General features: G+C 44.7%; 20 protein-coding genes and 1 other RNA gene. 5 read left to right on the forward strand and 16 right to left on the reverse strand.

The features are described from left to right. The first annotated feature begins 350 nt into the window (after positions 1-350). The 3 genes from tsaE to ACTTJ8_RS08690 are packed head-to-tail and all read left to right on the forward strand — an operon-like array spanning position 351 to position 2,533. Positions 351-806: a tRNA (adenosine(37)-N6)-threonylcarbamoyltransferase complex ATPase subunit type 1 TsaE gene (tsaE, locus tag ACTTJ8_RS08680; protein ID WP_442716337.1), complete on the forward strand. Its 456-nt coding sequence runs from the start codon at positions 351-353 to the stop codon at positions 804-806. Beyond that, the gene (gene tsaB, locus ACTTJ8_RS08685) at positions 803-1,468 is read left to right on the forward strand and encodes a tRNA (adenosine(37)-N6)-threonylcarbamoyltransferase complex dimerization subunit type 1 TsaB (protein ID WP_442719058.1); all 666 of its coding nucleotides are present in this window, start codon (positions 803-805) and stop codon (positions 1,466-1,468) included. Before tsaE ends, tsaB begins: the two co-directional genes overlap by 4 nt. A gap of 3 nt (positions 1,469-1,471) precedes the next feature. After that, positions 1,472-2,533 (forward strand): HD-GYP domain-containing protein, encoded by a 1,062-nt coding sequence (locus ACTTJ8_RS08690; protein ID WP_442720931.1) that lies wholly within the window; start codon positions 1,472-1,474, stop codon positions 2,531-2,533. 29 nt (positions 2,534-2,562) lie between these two features. Here ACTTJ8_RS08690 and ACTTJ8_RS08695 read toward each other — a convergent pair whose 3' ends face one another. Together ACTTJ8_RS08695 and ACTTJ8_RS08700 are read right to left on the reverse strand one after the other, a co-directional pair. After that, the gene (locus tag ACTTJ8_RS08695) at positions 2,563-3,540 is read right to left on the reverse strand and encodes a cation diffusion facilitator family transporter (protein ID WP_442716334.1); all 978 of its coding nucleotides are present in this window, start codon (positions 3,538-3,540) and stop codon (positions 2,563-2,565) included. Beyond that, positions 3,540-4,574 carry a threonine aldolase family protein gene (locus tag ACTTJ8_RS08700; RefSeq protein WP_442720932.1) on the reverse strand — a complete coding sequence of 345 codons (1,035 nt, stop codon included), beginning with the start codon at positions 4,572-4,574 and terminating at the stop codon, positions 3,540-3,542. The genes ACTTJ8_RS08695 and ACTTJ8_RS08700 overlap by 1 nt, the downstream gene beginning before the upstream one ends. 125 nt (positions 4,575-4,699) lie before the next feature. Between ACTTJ8_RS08700 and mntR the strand changes: the two genes are divergently transcribed. Continuing rightward, positions 4,700-5,128 carry a manganese-binding transcriptional regulator MntR gene (mntR, locus tag ACTTJ8_RS08705; protein WP_442720933.1) on the forward strand — a complete coding sequence of 143 codons (429 nt, stop codon included), beginning with the start codon at positions 4,700-4,702 and terminating at the stop codon, positions 5,126-5,128. A gap of 63 nt (positions 5,129-5,191) precedes the next feature. Here the strand turns inward: mntR and rodA are convergent, their stop codons facing one another. The 14 genes from rodA to ACTTJ8_RS08775 form a co-directional block, all read right to left on the reverse strand. Further along, positions 5,192-6,493, reverse strand: coding sequence for a rod shape-determining protein RodA (rodA, locus tag ACTTJ8_RS08710; protein ID WP_442719060.1), 1,302 nt, complete (start codon positions 6,491-6,493; stop codon positions 5,192-5,194). Next, on the reverse strand, positions 6,490-8,349 hold the full coding sequence (gene mrdA, locus ACTTJ8_RS08715) for a penicillin-binding protein 2 (RefSeq protein WP_442719061.1): 1,860 nt from the start codon (positions 8,347-8,349) through the stop codon (positions 6,490-6,492). The genes rodA and mrdA overlap by 4 nt, the downstream gene beginning before the upstream one ends. 3 nt (positions 8,350-8,352) lie before the next feature. Further along, on the reverse strand, positions 8,353-8,853 hold the full coding sequence (mreD, locus tag ACTTJ8_RS08720; RefSeq protein WP_442720934.1) for a rod shape-determining protein MreD: 501 nt from the start codon (positions 8,851-8,853) through the stop codon (positions 8,353-8,355). Continuing rightward, a complete protein-coding gene (gene mreC / locus ACTTJ8_RS08725; RefSeq protein WP_442719062.1) occupies positions 8,850-9,713 on the reverse strand; it encodes a rod shape-determining protein MreC in 864 nt (287 codons plus the stop codon). The genes mreD and mreC overlap by 4 nt, the downstream gene beginning before the upstream one ends. A gap of 1 nt (position 9,714) precedes the next feature. Then, positions 9,715-10,749, reverse strand: a complete 1,035-nt coding sequence (locus ACTTJ8_RS08730; RefSeq protein WP_442716327.1) for a rod shape-determining protein — start codon at positions 10,747-10,749, stop codon at positions 9,715-9,717. A gap of 81 nt (positions 10,750-10,830) precedes the next feature. Then, entirely contained in the window at positions 10,831-11,706 is an 876-nt protein-coding gene (locus tag ACTTJ8_RS08735) for a tetratricopeptide repeat protein (protein ID WP_442720935.1), read from the reverse strand. Between the two features lie 84 nt (positions 11,707-11,790). After that, an RNA gene (rnpB, locus tag ACTTJ8_RS08740) (RNase P RNA component class A) lies at positions 11,791-12,144 on the reverse strand. A 25-nt stretch (positions 12,145-12,169) separates the two neighbouring features. Further along, entirely contained in the window at positions 12,170-12,994 is an 825-nt protein-coding gene (locus ACTTJ8_RS08745) for a zinc ribbon domain-containing protein (RefSeq protein WP_442716325.1), read from the reverse strand. A 107-nt stretch (positions 12,995-13,101) separates the two neighbouring features. Continuing rightward, positions 13,102-14,922: an RNA polymerase sigma factor RpoD gene (gene rpoD / locus ACTTJ8_RS08750; RefSeq protein WP_442719064.1), complete on the reverse strand. Its 1,821-nt coding sequence runs from the start codon at positions 14,920-14,922 to the stop codon at positions 13,102-13,104. Continuing rightward, positions 14,923-16,710: a DNA primase gene (gene dnaG / locus ACTTJ8_RS08755; protein ID WP_442720936.1), complete on the reverse strand. Its 1,788-nt coding sequence runs from the start codon at positions 16,708-16,710 to the stop codon at positions 14,923-14,925. It abuts the gene before it with no gap. 6 nt (positions 16,711-16,716) lie between these two features. Next, positions 16,717-17,733 (reverse strand): endolytic transglycosylase MltG, encoded by a 1,017-nt coding sequence (gene mltG, locus ACTTJ8_RS08760; RefSeq protein ID WP_442720937.1) that lies wholly within the window; start codon positions 17,731-17,733, stop codon positions 16,717-16,719. Positions 17,734-17,739: 6 nt separating this feature from the next. Continuing rightward, entirely contained in the window at positions 17,740-17,916 is a 177-nt protein-coding gene (locus ACTTJ8_RS08765) for a hypothetical protein (protein WP_442716321.1), read from the reverse strand. Continuing rightward, complete coding sequence (locus ACTTJ8_RS08770) at positions 17,913-18,878, reverse strand: MBL fold metallo-hydrolase (protein ID WP_442716320.1); 966 nt, start codon at positions 18,876-18,878, stop codon at positions 17,913-17,915. Before ACTTJ8_RS08770 ends, ACTTJ8_RS08765 begins: the two co-directional genes overlap by 4 nt. An 8-nt stretch (positions 18,879-18,886) precedes the next feature. Further along, on the reverse strand, positions 18,887-19,363 hold the full coding sequence (locus tag ACTTJ8_RS08775) for a YkgJ family cysteine cluster protein (RefSeq protein WP_442720938.1): 477 nt from the start codon (positions 19,361-19,363) through the stop codon (positions 18,887-18,889). A gap of 393 nt (positions 19,364-19,756) precedes the next feature. Here ACTTJ8_RS08775 and ACTTJ8_RS08780 point away from each other — a divergent pair. After that, positions 19,757-20,136 (forward strand): Rpn family recombination-promoting nuclease/putative transposase (locus ACTTJ8_RS08780; RefSeq protein ID WP_442720939.1); only part of this gene is annotated, 380 nt, incomplete at its 3' end.

Here is a 20,136-nt window from a genome sequence, read left to right on the forward strand (position 1 = left end):
ATATCAGAAGATATCATAAAAATTCCTTTTTGGGGCAATACCTCTTGCAATTTATGCTTTGCCGAACAGGTTTAATTTTTCCCTTGACAAATCGGCTTGCCAATAGTATTCTTAAGAATATAATGGTAGTAGGATTAGAAATTATGAAAAGTGCAAATTTTATCGAATACCCCCCCCCCATTCGGTATAACAATATTGATATTTATTTATCCAATAATTATTCTGTTCCACCGATTTATTGATGTTAAGGTCTATACAAATCGTGCATTTCATACTACTATACAGCAGCATGCAGACTGTGGTTTATCTTCGATATAAACGCGCTGCAGAAAAGTATAGCTGGGATTTATATGATACTGACAACAAAAACAGCAGAAGAAACCATCAAGTTAGGCACAGCAATCGGACAATTACTCCAGCCGGGTGATATTCTCGCCTTACAAGGTACCCTTGCAGCAGGAAAAACACAGTTGACAAAGGGAATCGCTGAGGGTCTCGGCATATCAGAGCCGGTAACCAGTCCTACTTTTACCATTATATCCGAATATTACGGGCGGATGCCGCTCTACCATATTGATGTATACCGGCTCGGATCTCCTGAAGATTTTTTAGACCTCGGTGTGGATGATATGCTATACGGACAAGGGGTTTGTGTAATTGAATGGAGTGAAAAGATTATGTCGGAACTGCCGAGCCGTACCATCCTTATTCACATTGAAGCACAGCCGGATTCAAGGAGAACACTTACCATAACGAATTGGCAGTATTCTGCCGATACCTTAGTGCAATACGAGGCAGTATCATGAATATACTCGCAATAGATACGCTTGCGGCGCCCCTTTCCATTGCAGCACAGGGTTCCAACGGCTTGGTTACCCAGTCATTTACCGGGGTAGGAACATCACATGCCGAACGGCTCGTAACACTGATAGACACCACAATTTCTGCGGCAGGATTCACTGCCGATAGCATCGACATGGTACTAACACCGGAGGGACCGGGTTCTTTTACCGGATTGCGGCTCGGCTTTGCTGCGGCAAAAGCGTTACAATTAAGCAGCAACTGCCGTTTTATCCCCATTCCGACACTGCCATGTCTTGCATCATACTACGAAATGTGGAATGGAAATATTGCAACACTGATCGATGCAAAAAGAGACCGTTTTTATATCCAGCTTTTCAAAAATGGAACGCCCATTACCGAGGTTTTTGATAAAACGGCAGCCGACATGCTTCCCTACTTTTCAGAAAAAGAACCATGGCTGATCGCGGGATATGGAACGGCGGCATTTAAAAATGCTCCTGCCGTCATAAACAGCGGTATTCCGTTTCAATTTTTAGAATCTGACCCGCTTTCTTTTGCACATACAATGATCACCTATATGCAGAAAAATAGCAGTTTACTCCAAGAAGCGGCTGACTATGCAGGGCCGCAGTATATTAGAAAAAGTGATGCAGAAAAGGATTAATATATGCGAAACACGACACCACCTGAGACGCAAACCGGTCAACCGGTAAATAGCATGAAAGACTATTTTTCAGAGCTGGCGGAACTGACAAAAGGACAAATTATTCCGACTCTTATTATTGATCGTAATTTAATAATTCGGCATATTAACAGGGGGGCTTTTGCACTTTTCAAAGACTACTATGCCCTCGAAAAAAAGCCGCTTTTTAATATTTTAGGACGGATATTCACACAAGAAGAACTAAACACATTCTTCCAAGCAATACGTTCAAAGGAAAAAGGCTTTTCGTGGATCGGTACTATGGTTCACAAAACAAGAAGCCGCAGAACTCTGTATACAAGGGTCAGAGTGCATCCGATTTTTATCAATACGCAGTATCTTATCGGTTATTGGATGATATTTGAAGACATAACCAATGAGCATATTGATACCTATAAACTCATGTTAAGCGGTCTGCTGCAAGCCTCAAAGTTAAAAGACAATGATACCGGCAACCATGCGGAACGGCTGAATTTTTATTGCAAAGAATTTACCGAATATTTGTTCAAGCTCAATATTTATCCGCAGATTACTCAAGATTTTGTTGAGAGTATTTCATTTTTAGCTGCTATCCACGACATTGGGAAAATCGGCACACCCGACTATATCCTGCAAAAACAAAGCAAGCTCAGCGATATAGAATGGGAAGTAATGAAAGAACACACAATCAACGGCGCACTCATCGTCTCATCATATCCACTTCCAATGGCAAAGGAGATTACATTAAGTCACCACGAACGCTGGGATGGGACTGGCTATCCTTTTAAACTGGAAGGAGAGATGATACCTCTAGCAGCACGGATTGTCGCTATTGCAGACGTATATGATGCACTCCGTATGAAACGTTCATATAAAGAAGAGCGTACTCATGACGAAACGGCAGCCTATATTATAGAAAATGCAGGTAAGCATTTTGATCCGCAGCTCATTCAGTACTTTAAGAAAATCCATCCGGCATTCGATAAGGTTTGGAATGAGATGAAAGACGTTCATCCTGTTGAAGAACCTAGAAAACCGCAGGCGTAAAGTACGCAAGCAGCATAATATCGAAAAGGTTACCGCGACGGCGATAAACTATTGAGCTCTTCCAAAGATACACCGTAACACTCCCCTACTCTATCGGAATTATAAGGTTCGATGTGTATTACAACATCGTAAACATTTCCCAGTACATTTCTAATAACAGCTGAAGTCTTTTCTGCAATAAGATGAGCCTCGCTTACCGGCATCGCACCATCAACTTCAATATCCAAATCAATATCCCAGAGATTTGCCATTTTCCGTATACGTGCCCGATGAGGATTCTTTACCTGCGGCACGGTGGCTACAGCAGCAAACAGCTGTTCGTATACCTGCTGATTAGTATTCCCGTCCATCAGCTCCACATTGAGTTCAATAAAGAGCGTGATGCCGGATTTTATGATTAAACATGAAACAAACAATGCCATGATAGGATCAAAATACGGTGCATGAAAAATAAGCGAGATGATAAAGCCGATAAACACCGATGCTGAAATAACAATATCGTTTATCATATTGCGTGCATTCGCAAGAATCATCAAACTTTGAGCTTTTTTCCCCATAAGATATTGATTCAATGCAAGCAGCAGCTTACCGGCAATAGAGACCCCTGTTACTATCATCGCGATAGGCTGCGGCATAACAAGTACTGCACCGTTATATACCTGAATCAGTTTATTGATTGATGCGGTAAACAGTTGGAAACCGGCAAATATGATGATAAATGCAAGAGCCATCGACGCAATGGTTTCTGCACGCTGCCGTCCCCACGGATAACGGGAATCGGAAGGTTTATTGATAATAAAACTGACTAATACAGCCATCACAGCAATACCGACATCGGTTGCCGTGTCAAGACCATCTCCCAACACAGCAAGGCTTCCCGTAATAAATCCGGCTATCAATTTGAGAATACACAGCAGCAAATTACCGCCAAGTGCGATAAAAGACGCAATACGCACTATCTTTATACGGGATTCTTGTGTCACTATATTGTGGGAACTCGGCTGCATTAGGAGTAAAATTCCTTAATTGTACCGGCAATGCGGTGGATATGCTCTTTTGTGATCCAATAATGCGTAACCAGCCTGAAATAGCCGTCTTTATCGCAGGGATTGATCAGGATATTGTTTTCTTTCATGTACTCAACAAAGGCTTCTACATCTAAGTTGGCATCCGGCTTATTTTTAAAGAATACAAAATTTATATCACGGCGGTCATGTGCAACATCGATTTTCGAAATATCGCTTAATAAATGCTCCAATAATGCAGCATTTTGATGATCGCAATCTAACCGGTAACGCATTTCTTTTAAGGCAACAAGCCCTGCTGCAGCAAGAATACCTACCTGCCGTAAGCCGCCGCCCATGATTTTACGGTTCCGGCGTGCCTGTTCAATAAACTTGCGGTTACCCGCTAAAATCGAACCGACCGGAGCACAAAGCCCTTTTGAAAGGCAAAACATCACAGAGTCCACATGCTGGGTAAGCTCACGCGCTTCAATATTCAGAGCTGCAGCTGCATTGAACAGGCGCGCTCCGTCAAGATGAATGGGAATATGATAACGGTTTCCACACCTTCTAACCGCTTCCATACTTTCCACCGAGAAAGCCTTTCCGTTTGAATGTGCGTTTTCCACACAGATAAGACTGGTTTTGGGTTCATGAATATCGTCACCGATACGAATACGCTGTTCAATTGATTCCGGTGAAAGCATAGCCCCGTGAGTATCAACCGTCCTCAGCTGCACCCCTGCGATGATACTTGCAGCCGCGCCTTCATGCTGCACAATATGACTTTGATCGTCTAAAATAACCTCGCTTCCACGCGGACTATGGGTAAAAAGCGCCAACTGATTACCGAATACCCCGGAAGGAACAAACAGAGCTGCTTCTTTTGCGGTAATACTTGCTGCATATTGCTCCAGTTCTTGTACGGTAGAGTCATCCTCATACACATCATCGCCAACCGGAGCTTTTGCCATTGCTTCCCGCATTGCGTCTGTGGGCCAAGTCACAGTGTCACTTCGTAAATCAATATAGTTCATAAGTAAAGTGTAGCTCATAAGCCGTTACAATGCAAGATGCTTTCTTAAAGACGGATAACCGTAATGAGAGCGCATTCCCCGGCAACCCCTTGAAAGACCTCCGTCGAACCGTATACAATAAACAAATGGTAGAGGAAAAAACAGAGGCTTCGGCAGCATTTTCGCGGACACGCGCGGATCATGCAATAGAAATACTAGAAGATTATACCGAAGCTATTGCGCAAATAAGCAAAGAAAATGGAAAATGCCGCGTAATGGATCTTGCACGATACTTTGGCGTCAGTCATGTGTCAGTCATTCAAGTGCTTCAGCGGCTCAAAACGAATCATCTCATTGAAAATACTGCTCATAAGCCGATAGGACTTACTGAAGAAGGGAAAAGATTAGCACAGGAGTGTGCAGCTCGGCACGGCATTGTGCTCAAATTTTTGCTAAAACTCGGTGTCAGTGAGAAAACCGCACTGCTCGATTCAGAAGGCATAGAGCACCACATCAGTACGGAAACCCTCGAATGTATGAAGAAATTTATTAGTGAAATGGCAAAAACACACTGACGGCTCATTTATCGGCGCACTCCGGCTGCCGTATGTCGACAGCTGGAGCACCGCAAAGAAAACCTACAGCTGGCGTAAACTGATACCGATAACCAAGCCGATTCCGATCATCGCTGTCCACAGGGAAGAGCCGCCATAAGAGAGAAACAATAGAGGGATTCCGGTGATCGGCATAAATCCCATCACCATACCGACATTTACAATAAAATGAAAAAAAAGCATACCGATTACGCCGGACGCAATCAGTTTTCCAAATAAATTATCCGTTTTTTTGATTGTCCGCAAAATTCTAAAAAAGATCACCGCATACAGGATGAACACCAATAAACCGCCAAGAAAGCCCCATTCTTCGGAAAGAATGCTAAAGATAAAGTCCGTACTTTGCTCCGGCAAAAAACGGTAATGACTCTGCGTACCTTTCAAAAAGCCCAATCCTGATTTTCCGCCGGAACCGATTGCCGTCATTGACTGGATAATATTCCAGCCTGCCCCGCGGGGATCGCTTTGAGGATCCAAAAAGATAATCAGCCGCTTCATCTGGTACTCCTTGAGCACCCTGCTTCCCACTAAGGCTCCGGACAGAGCTGCTGCCGCAATCCCAAACACATAGCTGATCCAATAATAGTACCGTTTCTTTAAAAGGAGATTTCCGATAGCGGCAATAACAGCTGCACTCATAAGAGAAAAGATAATCAAAAGCGCAATATTTTTATTCCCCAATACCTTTACGGCAAGGGAGGGGCGGTGCAAAATCATTGTTTCCCATAGCGGCAGCAGCATAAAGATAACCATACACAAAGTCATCCCCAAAAGACCGAACACATACCGCAGCGGCAGCCCCGCAATAAAGCACATAATTAAAAAAATAGGCAAATACACGGAAGCAGTACCAAGATCAGGCTGCAATAAAATCAAGCCCATCGGTATCCCCATAATAACGGCTGCCTTGAGAAACCGCCGAAAGGCTTTTTCATTCTGGGATTTCGACAAATACCATGCAAGATACAGAATATAGACAATCTTTGTAAATTCCGAAACTTGTATACCAAAGCCGCCGATCCCGATCCAGCTTGTAGCTCCTTTTACACTTTTACCGAAAAAGCGGGTATATACCAGTAAAAGCATAGCAAGAACAAAGATTAAAAAAGCACGGTCTCCTATTTTTGTGTAGTCATAGATACTGACAATGAATAAGAACACCAGCCCGGAAATAACCCATACCAGCTGTTTGATATATTCGTTAGACATAGAAACGCCGTCAGCATTTACTCCGGACGAATAGATAAAAAGAATACCGATAACCGACAAACCGGAAACCGCTAAAAACAATAGATAATCAAAGTTGGTAATATTTCTAATGTTCATTCCTGCCGCGTCCTTCCAACCGATGCAAAGCGCTTGCGTCCCAATGCTTCAACTGCTTCTTCGTAGGTTTGATTGGCAAATATTCCTTGAAAAATGATATTTGTTGCATAAGGTGCCCACCATTCCCACGTATTCTGCGCTTCAACCAGTACAACAACTACCACGGCATCCTCAGGCGGCGCATTATACGGTCCGTATGCAGCCATCCACGAGTGCCAATGATCTTTCCGCCCCACTTCCGCCGTACCTGTTTTCCCGGCGATCTGCACAACGGTATTATGAAGCGGTACCTGTGCCGTTCCATTCGTGATCATGTATCGCATATCAGAGCGGACTTGTGCAAAAACCTCCCGCGGAACATCACTTTGCTGCAAAATCTCCGGCTTTTTCTCGAAAACAAGTTCATTTGTACCCGGAGCACGGACTTCTTTCAAAAGATGCGGCTTGAAAATAACCCCGCTGTTGACAACCATTGCAACCATATTAGCAACCTGCATGGGGGAAGCGAGCATAAAGCCCTGCCCGATTGCCATATTCATCGTATCTCCGCCCAGCCATTTCTCGTGAAACCGGCGCTCCTTCCATACAGGATTAGGAACCAAGCCGTCCGCCTGACTCGGCAGATCAATCTCAACAGATTTACCGTAGCCAAAACTACGGATATATTCCACCATTTTATCAATGCCAAGATTGTCGCGGCATACCGTCCAATAATAAATATCACAGGATTGAGCAAGTGCATTCCGCAAATCCAAATACCCATGCCCCGGCCGCCTGATATGACAGCGGAATATACGCTCTCCATAGTCAACTTCACCTGCACACAGTACTTTTTTATCCGGCGGAAAGGCTTTTTCTGCAAGAATAGCAGTACTCATAACGATTTTAAAGGTTGAAGCAGGAGGATAACTTGCATTTACCGCACGGTTCAGCAGGGGATTACGGGTATCATGCAAGAGCTTGGCATACAGTTCATTTCCATTATCATTTAAAAAGAGATTAGGGTCAAAATACGGATAGGACACAAGAGCTAACACCTCTCCCGTTGCAGGCTTGAGTACCACTGCTGCGCCGATCCGCTCTCCAAGCGCATCTTCTACCAACTCCTGTATCTTTCGGTCAATCGTTAAAATAAGATTATTCCCCATTTTCGGCGGAATAACAGCAGTACCGCTTTCAATCAAACGCCCTTTTGCATCAACGGTACGGTACTCGCTGCCGTCTTCACCGCGCAGCAGCTCATCGTAATATTTTTCAATTCCAGCCTTACCGATTGAACTATTGGCAGTATAGCCCTTGTTGTAAAAGGTTTTCAGTTCTTCTTTGGTAATATCGCCGACATACCCAAGGATATGCGAAAACGAACGGGTTTCCACGTAATTGCGCATCGGTTTTGAATGCCACGACACTCCGGGCAATTCGTCGATATTTTCCGCAAGGGCAGTAATCACTTCATAAGGGATATTTGACCGTATTTCTACACTCTGAAAGGAACGGCGTACACTGGCAGGCAATTTTTTTTCAACATCGCTAACCGGAATATGTAAAATATTTGCAAGACGGGTCATCACCGTGGGCAGTTCGTCCCGCGCTATTTCGCCCGGCGTTACCGTAACGGCAAAGGTATTGGTGTTGAGCACCATAGGGATATTGGCATTGCGGTCAAATATCTCCCCGCGCTGTGCAGGAATCCGCTCTGACCGTTGGGATATGGTCTGAGACTGCTTTCGGAACTGGGCACCCCGGATAATCTGCATGGAAAAAAGCTGAAAGAGATAGACTGCAAGGACAAAAAAGATAAAAGCGCTAAAGACAGTCAAACGCCGGTTGATCCGCTGAAAGTCAGGTTCGTTCATATACTATGGCTCCTGTACCTCAAAAGCGGAGGGAAATAAGCCGAGCAGCACAAAGAGCAGCGGAGCCGCTATAGTGTTGAACGCCGTTTCAAACCAGAATGAAAGAGACATCATACTGTAGACCTGAATACCTTGCCCGAATAAAAACCGCAAGGCAAATAAAAGACCTGCTTTTAAGAGCGTTGCAGAAAAGGCTAAAAAGAGGGGAAACAGAATACGCCGTACATTATATTTCCGGTAGAGCATCCCGTATAAAAAGCCGATAACGGTAAACATAAATGAATGAAGCCCAAACGGTGCCAAAGACAAAAAGTCAAAAATCAGTCCTGAACAGAACCCGGCAACCAGCCCTGCCGTAGTCCCATTGTAAAGAGCGATATAGACAACCAAAATAATGATAAGATCGGGTAATGCCGGTAATACATGGAAATGAGAAAGAATTGCCGTTTCAAAAACCCCAAGCATAAAGGCTGCAGCAGCTGTCCAGAGTATTACATGCTTCATTCTGCTGTCTCCTCTTCCGTAGCGGATAAATCAAGCACAAACACATAATCAAGACGGGCAAAATCGATTATCGGTTCTACGGTTAGTTCAAGGTAGGTTTCATAATCATGTACCTTGATACCGGTTACAATACCGATGGGGCTGTCCTTTGGAAAAAGATTATTTTCTCCGGAGGCAAGAATTTTATCGCCAATACTGATTTCATCCTTTGCCCGCTTTTGCACATACCGCATAATCAGCGGAAGGTCTGTACTCCCCTGCCCGTTCAATAAACCGCGGTGCTTTGTTGTCTGCACACGGGCAGCAACATAACACTGATAGTCATACACCGGAATAACCATGCTGCTCGTGCGGCCTACCTGCACAATCTTCCCGACTAAGCCCGCATTGCTGCCCTGAAAGGCGATCACCGGCATATTTTTACGCACACCGTGTTTTGTTCCGCGGTTGATCATAATACCGGAGTAGAGATTGTCGGGGTCGAATCCGGTAATCTGTGCCGGAATATTTTTATAGCTTATTTCATCAGCAAAGCCTAACAGCTCTTTGAGTTCCCTGTTTTCGCGGCGGATATCTGCGTTTGACCGCTGCAGCAGCTCATAGTCTTTGAGCTTTTCGGTCAGCTCTGCGTATTTTGTCCTCAGTTCAGCAAGCTCCCGTACTGCGGTAACCGTATCCATTACAAACTCCGATAGAGAATGCACGGCATTTTCCGTCCCCGCTGCGACCGAAAAACCCACCGACTTAAAATCGATAATAAACTTTCCGCCCGAAAAGGTAAGCAGCACCGATGAGATAATCAGCAGCACAATGAGCAAAACAACATCGAGCCGCGTTTTAAATGAAAACTTTTTTTTCATTTTAGCGGTTCAAACTTTCATAGAGGCTGCGGTTGCCCGACATATCCTTGTACACATCATAGTACAGACCGGCGCCGATCGCAACGCAATTCATAGGATCTTCTGCCAGAATAACCGGTACATGCGTTTCCTTCGAGATCAGCTTTGGTAAGCCCTTGAGCAGAGAACCGCCGCCGGTCATAACAATACCCCGTTCCACAATATCCGCAGCCAGTTCCGGCGGCGTTTGAGAAAGGGTAGATTTAATCTCTTCAACAATCTGTGTTATCGGTTCCCGCAGCGCTTCCCGTACCTCTACCGAATCAATTTCAAGGCGGCGGGGTAATCCCGTTATTGCATCGGTACCCTTTATTTCCACCTTCTCCATATTTTTTTCCGGAAAAGCATTTCCTATTTCTATCTTGAGCCGCTCTGCAGTCTGCTCACCAATGATGAGGTTGTGTACAGAACGGATGTGCTTGATAATTGCCTGATCAAACTCATCGCCGCCGACACGGATGGCATTGGTAACAACCATTCCAAGAAGGGAGATAACCGAGACCTCCGTAGTGCCGCCGCCGATGTCGCATACCATGTTACCTGCCGGTTCCGTAATCGGAATATGAGCGCCGATAGCCGCAGCAAGCGATTCTTCCAACACCTCAACGCTGCCTGCCCCTGCCTTCAAAGCACTTTCGTGTACAGCGCTGCTTTCCACATCGGTGATGCAGCTTGGTATTCCGATAACCATACGCGGCTTAATAAGACGGTGCCGAGGAAGAATCTTGGAAACAAAGTACCGGATCATCTTCTCGGTAGAGTCTTTATCTGCAATAACCCCGTCTTTCAAAGGGCGGATTGCGATGATATTGCCGGGTGTCCGCCAGAGCATTCTTTTTGCCTCGGCACCGACAGCAACTACGGATTTTGTACCGCGCTCCACCGCCACAACAGACGGCTCATTTACTACAATTCCCTTATCTTTTATATAAATGATGGTATTACATGTTCCTAAATCAATACCAATATCTGCAGAAAATCTCTTAAAAAAGCCCATGCTTTTCCTTCTCCTCCTGTATCTCTACTCTAATATATGAGCGCGGCTGAAAATAAAGATTCGTATGCTTTTAGTAAGCCGCTATTTTATATTCAATTTTGCACGTGTTTCTGCATGAATGGGATTGAGCCGTATTGCCTGCCGCCATTCATACCGAGCCTTAATTATATCACCTTGTTTCTCATATACCAACCCGATACCGTAGTGTGCATCCGCAGAATTCACATCCTTTTCCAGCACAAGGTTAAACTGCTCTAAGGCTTCCGCAGTTTTATTTTCTGTTAAAAACAAAAAGCCCAGCTGATTCCGGCAGCGGACTTCCAGTACGGCATCGCTTGTTTTTTTGATGGTTTCAAAAAGATAGAGTACCGCATTTTGCGTATTACCCTTTTTTTTATAATTATCTGCGACAGCATACAGCACTAAATCCGACGGATTTACCGCAAGTGCCTGTGTAAACGCTTCAATCGCCTTATCGGTATCTCCTAAGAGAGAAGCCGCCATTCCGCGGAACTCAGCCAAATCGCTTGCTTCAATACCGCCTGCGTATGCCTGATCCAAATATTTTACGGCAAGGTCGGCATAGTAATAACCTTGCTGATAATACACTTTACCGAGTATGTACGCAATTTTCGGAATATCTTTTTCTCTGGTGAGATACAGGGCACGGCGCAGATGCACAACTGCTGCTGTCAAATAGTCGGCGCCGGCTGATACATCGGTTTGTTCGGCAAAAAGATAGTATGCAGCAAAGCCGTGCAGTGCAAGTGCAGTTCCTTCCATAGGGCGCCGTTCCAAAATCTGTGCCGTTTTTGCATAGACCGCAGCATAATCTTTATTTTCCCAATCACTATAGACAGTATTTATGGAAGGAAGATGAAAATAACGTATACGGTACACGTTAATAAAAAAAACAGCTCCGGCGACAATCAATATAATACACAGACCAAGGAGCATATATTTGAAAATATGCAGTTTTGAGGAATAACGACGTTTATTATACTGATGATGCTTCATACATTCCCTATGACAATAAAAATAAAAAATAGAGAGCCGTAAGCCGGATTCTGTCTGCGAACAGGGTAACCATCTATCTGATTACTGCATTACTGTAGTAATTTCCGCAATCAACCCGTAAAGTAAGGATCGGATATCCCCTACTATTCGATTTTGCTCCTGATGAGGCTTGCACTGCCGTTCCGTTACCGGAAAACGCGGTGGGCTCTTACCCCGCCTTTTCACCCTTACCGTTTCACCGGCGGTATATTTTCTGTTGCGCTATCTGTCAGCTGTGTTTTACAACATCAGCCGCCCGGCCGTTAGCCGGCATCATCTCCGAAGGAGTCCGGACTTTCCTCTGCATATAGAACACTGCAGCGGTTACCGGCTCTCTATTCTATCATCCTAAAATCCGCAAGGCTTAATCGTCGCTGCTGTCTTCATCCGCCCCATCGTACTCGTTTGAATCGTCCAAATCGGCTAAGCTGCCCATATCCATATCATCAAATACCATATCTTCTGCAGAATCTTCATCGCTTTCCTGATAATAAAGAATACGGCTGCAGTAGGGACAATACATAATCTTCTTCCCTTCCCGTACCTCGATGGCAAATTGAGCTGACAAAATCATGTGACAGCCCATACAGACGCTCCCCTGCACTGGTACAATACCGACACCCTGCTTATTCTTTATAATACGGTCAAACTTAAAGAGGGTATCGCTGTCCAAATCAGGAGTCAAATGCTTTTCGCCCTCAGCAAGAGCCGCGAGTTCTTCTTTCTTGTGCGTAATTTCAGCTTCAATAACAGCTTTCCGCTCATCCAGCTCCTGTTCCTGCTGCCGAATCATTGCCTCTTCATTTTTAATTTCTTCATCAAGCCGCTTATGGGCTGACTCATTCTTGAGGATTTCCTTCCGCAGCTCGGCTTCCCGCTTTGTTGCTTCTTGAATCTCCCGATCTAAAGCATCATATTCACGCTGCGTGGTAATACCATCCATCGCCTTTTCAGCTTTTTCCCGTCTTTGTTCCATTTCAAACAGTTCAGCTTTCAGTGTCCCAATTGTTTGACGTATTGCTTCGTCATCGGTATTTTTTTTAATATAATTGGTCTTGTACCGCGCCAAGAGTTCTTCTTGTTTTACCAATAGCTGCGGCGCCTCCAAGATTTCCATATCAAGCTGATTTTTTCGTGCCAGAATATCCTGTAATTCGCGCAGCTTATCAAAAACTTCCGTTGCAACCATTATGTGTTCCCTCTCCTCATATGGGCAGACTGCTCATTCCAAGCAGCCTGCCGCCAGCGATATATCCTTGGAACCCTCTAAAAACATACGCCTTTAGAGGTTTTCCGCTATGTATCCAAATAATCCTTTAACTTACAACTCTGCCGAGGATTCCGTAATCTGCGCAAAGCCTTTGCCTCAATTTGCCGAATACGTTCGCGTGTTACATTAAAGTACAAGCCGACCTCTTCCAGTGTCAGCTGATAGCCTTCAATCAGTCCGAACCGCATCTTGAGCACTTCCTGTTCACGCAGCGGCAAGCATGAGAGCACCTCATGCAGCTGTTCCTGCAATAAGATATATTCCGTTGAATTTGAAGGATTTTCGACTTCCTTATCTTCAATAAAATCGCCGAGGGATGAATCTTCTTCTTCTCCAATCGGTGTTTCAAGCGAAATAGGCTCCCGTGCAACATTTTTGACTTGCTTTACCCGCTCAACAGTCCAGCCAAGCTGCACTGCAATTTCTTCATCGGTAGGCTCCCTGCCGAACTTTTGCAACAGCTGCTTAGACTCGCGGTTCACCTTGTTGATCTGCTCAATCATGTGAACGGGAACACGGATGGTACGCGCTTGATCGGAAATAGACCGCGTGATTGCCTGCCTGATCCACCACGTTGCATATGTAGAAAATTTATACCCCTTGCGGTATTCAAACTTTTCAACAGCCTTGATTAAGCCGATATTTCCTTCCTGCACAAGGTCAAAGAAGTGCAATCCCCTATTGGTGTATTTTTTCGCAATAGAAACCACTAACCGGAGGTTTGCATTGATGAGCTTATCCTTTGCCTTTTTTAAACGGGCATGTCCCTGCTTAATCTCTTTTGCCAGTGCAATAATAGCCTCGGTTGAAGCTTCAAAATCATATTCGATCTTGCGCACTTTACGGATCAGTGTTTGGATATGCGTGTAAATATCGCGGATATCGCTTGCTGTCATACCAAGCTCTTCTTCCAGCTTCTGCCGCTCACGGGGGATGGCAAGCCGTTTTCCAAGCTTCCGTAAGTCCGAATACGCATGAACACCGAGCTGCTGCTGTTTCTTTTCTCGTCTGCGCCGGTATTCACGGATTTTTTTTGCCGCTTCTAAAAAGTGATCCGAAATTTTTTCAATTTCTTCTGTTTGAAATTCAATTTTTTGTAAATAATTGAGAACTTTTTTCCGTGTTTTTTGCAGATCGGCATCGTCTAAAAAGCTGGCAAGCGTCTCTTTATCGTACAGCTTTTTTTTCAGGGCGATATATGACTTAATATCGGGATAAATAGGACGCAGCTGCTCACCATAAGCCTGCCGCAGCCGTTTCTTTTCAGCATCCTCATAGCTGAGTTCCTTGCGGGGCTTGTTATTTTCGGATGAGTTAATTTTAGCAAAAGCCTTCTGAGCAATCATCTGCACTTCGGAAACAAGGACACCGGAATTTTTTATCGCATCTTTGATAATGGTTTCGCCTTCTTCCATTGCCTTTGATAGCTCAACCTCCTGCTCAGCAGTAAGCAGATTTTCTTTACCGATATCACGCAAATACAGCTTAATAGGATCGTCTACAATCGCTTCACGGTCATTGTTCAACAGCTTTTTATGGGTCTCTTCAGGTTTAGCAAACTCAGGCTCTCCCTGCTCAAGCTCAGCCCCATCAAAAAACTGCTCATCGCTTTCCAGCTCGACTTCATCCAGCTCATCTGCGAACACATCATCAGTGTCTTCTACGGCATCATCAATTACTTGGATCTGCTCCTGTTCAAGGAGATCGAGGATTTCGTCCATAACAGCTTCAGAGCTGATCATTTTTTCGGGCAATAGATCATTCAGCTCATCCCATGTCAAGGTTTTATGTTCTTTTGCATGGGCAATCAACTTTATAACAATAGGATCTTCAGTGATATCTATCATCTACATCGTTTCCTTTAATTCTGCAAGCATTTTGTCGATATGCAGTTTTTCAGCCAGCAATTCATTTACCTGCTGAATTTCATCAACACTACTGCATCCGTGCGCAGCTTGCAATTTACGGACTATGAGTTCCTTGTGCCGCTGTAAAGCATTTTGTTTGATATAGTAGATACCATCACGCACCAGTTTTTCAGGATTTTCTGCAAACTCGCCATAAATAATGGCATTGCTTACGGCACTCCTCAATGTATCTGAAGGGCAATGCGCTAATAAGCTGTCATACGTGTTTGCATCGGCGCGATAACATTCTTCTAATACAATAAATAAATCCTTTGCTGCGGGATCCTCAAAATTATCGGAGTTCAACTCTGCCCGCATTGTTTTGAACAGGTGAGGATTTGCAGCTGCAGCAAGCACAATCCTCAGTTCTGCGGTCATAGTAAGCGCAATGTGCTTTTGCGCCTCACGTTTTTGTACCGGCGGCACCGGTTCTTTTGTTTGGTTATACTGATGAAAGTCAGTAAATAACGCTGTTGAGCTTATGCCCAAGTCCGCCGAATATCTTTGTAATGTTGACTCTTTTTGAATATCGGATTCCAATACCTCGATATAAGGAAAGAGAAAAGCGGCAGCTTGCGCCTTTCCTTCGGGACTCATCACATCAAAACGCTTCGCTGCGATTTGAACAAGATAATCATTATCCAATATACTATTTTTTACAAGATATGTCAAACCCTCAGCACCTTTTTGCATCAAAATTTCGGCAGGATCTTTTCCATCCTTAATGAGGAGTACCCGCACTTGCAGATGCGCTAACCGGCACAGCTTGATAGCTTTATATGTTGCCTCCTGTCCTGCCCAGTCTGAATCGAACGAAAGGATAACTGTATCGGCAAAAGAGCGAATCAGTTTTACCTGATCCTCCGTGAGCGCAGTACCCAGCGGCGCTACCGCATTGGTGATTCCCGCCTGATGAAAGGCGATTACATCCATATAGCCTTCGCAAAAAATGACTGTTTTTTCTTTTCTGATCTGCGGGAGCGCCTGCGAAAAGGCAAACAAGGTTTCCCGCTTTTTATACTGAGGCAAATCGCCCGTGTTAAGGTATTTCGGCCCCTCTCCCTCCAAAATACGTCCGCCGAATGCAACCGGCTGACCGTGACGGTTGCAAATAGGAAACATAATTCGCCCTGAAAAAAAGGCAATTTGCGGATATTTGGTTGAAAACAAGCCGGTACGAGCTAAAAACTCTTGTGAATACCCCTTTTTTTGCAAAAATGCAAAGAGCCACTGCCGATTTGCCGGTGAATATCCCAGGTTAAACCGCTCAATCATTTCGGGACTGACTGCCCGCTCCTGCAAATACTGCAAAGCCTTTGCACCTTCCGGAGTCTGCAAGAGAAAATAATGAAAGGTACCGCTCACCTTTTGGTATAATTCCAGCAGAGCGTCTTTAAACGTATCGTCTGCAGAAGGCTGGTACTGCCCTTCGGCATAGACGACCGGAATACCCGCCCGTTTTGCCAAGGCTTCGACAGCTTCAATAAAGGAAAGTTTTTCCATTTCCATCAAAAACTTGATGGTTGAACCTCCTGCTCCGCAGCCGAAGCAGTGGTACATTTTTTTATCAGGGATAACATGGAACGACGGTGTTTTTTCGTTGTGAAAGGGGCAGCATCCCCACCAGTCGTACCCTCGTTTTTCCAGATGCGTATAATTTTCGACCAGCGAAACCAAATCGGTTTGGGCGTTCACCGCATCGATAGTTTCGGTAGTAACTTTCGGCATAATGGCTTAATGCCCTGCAGCCCGCTTCACAATGAGCGATCCTGCACGGGCATGTTCGGCAAGGCTGCGCGTGAATACATGGGTGCCGGCTCCGGAATCTTCCAGCCGAAAATAAAGATAGCTGCTTTTTTCAGGATTACAGGCAGCGTAGAGCGCTGTTATTCCCGGATTTGAGATGGGACCGGGCGGCAAGCCCCGCCACTTATAGGTATTATAGGGATGATCGATTTCCAAATCTTTGTTCAGCAGCCGATCGGGATGCGGTTTATGCTGTACTTCGGTAAGGATGTATTCAACGGTGGCGCAGGACTGGAGTCCCATCCCGATTTCAAGCCTATTGGAAAAAACACCGGCAATCTTTACCGCTTCTTCCGGCACCCGGTATTCCCGCTCAACAATACTCGCCAGAATAACGGTATTATACCGCTCAGCAGGATCGGTTGGGAAATGAGGAATAGTGGCGGTCTTGGTAAAAAAATTATCGAGCAACGCTGTTACAATCCGCTCAGATGTTTCATTATATGAGAAAAAGTAAGTATCAGGAAATAAAAACCCCTCAGCTGAGCCGGAAGGAATACCGTATTTTTTCAGCAGTTCAGGGTTCTGAGCCGCTCCTAAAAAAGCAGATAGCTCTATAACCTGCCGTTCCGCAAGGATGGCTGCTGTTTTAGACAGGGTGAGCCCTTCAGGCAGGGTTACTTTTATCAGCTCGTGCTTTCCCTCCTGCAAATATGCTGCAACAGATTGCAGAGACATAGCGGAAGAAAGTTTATAGGTACCCGCTTTGAGGGGCAGTCTTAAGAGTCTGAAATAGAAATAGGCAGCATAGCCGGAACGCACAAGTCCCGCTGTCTGTAGATCAGCAGCAACAGTACGCACAGATGTCCCGCGTTTTATGGTAAAAAGCTGCTCGGAACCTTCGGTTTCCGCTGCCGGAGGCATGGTAAGCCCATATATTCCCACGGCACCGGCACACAACAAAGCGGCACTAAAATACAATACATACCGGATATACTTTTTCATTATGCGCTACACAGTGTACAAGCGTTCAGCTTCGGCAATGGTAAGATTCTGATAGATGTACTGCTGAACAAAAATACTGAACGGGTACAGGTCATCGGAAAGCGGATTGCACTGGCGGAATAGCGTTGCAAGCGCTTTTAACTCAGAATCGGAAAAATAGTACGGCTGCTTATCCTCGTTCATAGATAAATATCCGTTCCTTCTACTGCGCTGAATATTTCAAGCCCATTCGCACCGATATAATCGCAATAATGCTGAGCACTTGCCTGTATGGCGAGTATCTTTTTATCATTATAGGTCGGTTCATGGTGAAATAGAGCCAGCTGTTTAATACCCCATGAGGTAGCAAAATCAATAGCAAGAGAGAAAGTCGAATGTCCCCAGCCGATTTTTTCGATTGAATCCGTCATGGTATACTGCGCATCGATAATAATCAGCTCAGCGCCGCTATAAAAGGCAATATTCTCTTCATTTTTTTCAAAATCCTGAGGGCGTAACTCGGTATCAGTAGAAAAGATAAACTTTTTTTCGCCATCAAGCACGGAATAGGCAACACAGCCTCCCGGATGCCGTACCCGGTGCCAGCCTATTTTTGTATTGCCGATATGGATATACGGTTCATCAGGAGCAATGCAGCGGAATTCAAATTTTGCAGTAAAGCCGCCTTTTCCCGACATCGTTACCGGGAAATACGGCCATTGCATCTGTTCATCCAAAAATTGCTGCATTTTAGGGCGTGTGCTGTACACGATAATCGTATTACGCGAATCGTATGCAGGCAAAAAGAAGGGCAGCCCTTGGATATGATCCCAATGGAAATGAGAAAAAAATAAATGATAGGTTTGCGGCTTTTCAAAATAGTCAAACTGATTTTGCAGATAAATTCCCAATTCACGGATTCCGCTGCCGGCATCAAAGATAATATGATTGCCTTCTCCGGTTTCTACCTCAACACAGGTGGTGTTGCCCCCTACGGTGCCGAAGAGCCACGGAGGCAGCGAGGCAAGAAACCGTTCCCGGGAGTCTTGATCCGCAATATCTTTTTCGGTAATTCGCTGAACAACCGCAGAAATCTTTGCCTGAATTTGAGCTGCGCTCAACGGGGTCGCAATTGAACCGCGAACGCCCCAAAAATGTACCCGCATACGCTCCTCTACTTTTTGGTAAAGACCATATCTTCACCAGTGGTTTTTCGTCTAATAACAGGGAATTGTTTTGCAGTATCAAGCAAGCCTTGTATCTCTTCTGCAGAATGCCATTGTCCGTGATTTATTCCCGGACAGTTTTGGGCATTTGCATTCCAATGCTGCTCATGTTCCAAAAGATAATCCCAAAACGGATAGGAAGAGCATTGAAAAGGCCGATAATTATATGCAATACAGCCATTATTCCATAAAATACAGTCATAATTTGCCCGTTCCTGAAGGCAAAGGTATTCATACCCATCCCCTTGCAGTACCCAACGGCAAAACTTCTTGATAAATTCAGACCGCCCTACAGCAGCCCACTCTTGCAGTCTTTCAAGGTCGCGGACAGAAAGGTACACAAACCCCGGATCGTATCGGCAGCATGCAGAACACTGCGTACATGAAAACTGAAGTCCTTTTTTCCAAAATAATGTATGCTGCAAAAACACGCTCCATCTGCTTCATAATCGGTACCTCTAAAAAACGCAGTTTTTAGGAGATGCCCAATAATAGCCCGCTCACCTTTATCGTCGGGCACCTCTAAAAAGCTAATCGACTTTTCAGAAATGCTCAAAGATGCCCCTCAATACAGCTATGCCGACTACTCTTCAGTATATCTAAAAAAAAAAGCTGTTTCAAGCGTATTGAAGATTTTATCCGGAGGATTATACATTGCAAGAAGAGTTGCCCTGAAGGCTCTGACAGGGATTCCGCATTATAACGACCTAAAAACGCTGTACTATCCCTTCATAATTATATTCCGCCCCGCTTTGTGTTTTTCTCCTGTACACCACACATTGCATTTTATATCCTGATGTCCTATACTTTCTACAGCTATGGAAGACGAATTACAGATAACGCTAACAAACGATTACGCATTCAAACGCTTGTTAGGCTCGGAAGAAAATAAACCGCTCTTGCAGGACTTTCTGGAGTGCATTCTTGACCTTACACCGCAACAGGTTCTCGATCTTGAATTCATGGACAAAGAATTGACGAAAGAGGAGTTCAGCGATAAAACTGGCATCCTTGATGTAAAGCTCAAGCTAACCGACGGTACGGTTATTGACATAGAGATACAAGCGTCATGGAATGCCTCATTTATAAAACGAACGCTATTCTACTGGGCAAAGATGTACACAGCGGATTTTAAAGCCGGAGAATCGTATGATAAACTGCATAGATGTATCGCCATCAATATTATTGCAGACGGTTT

This window comes from Treponema sp. (assembly GCF_052169735.1).
Lineage (GTDB): Bacteria > Spirochaetota > Spirochaetia > Treponematales > Treponemataceae > Treponema.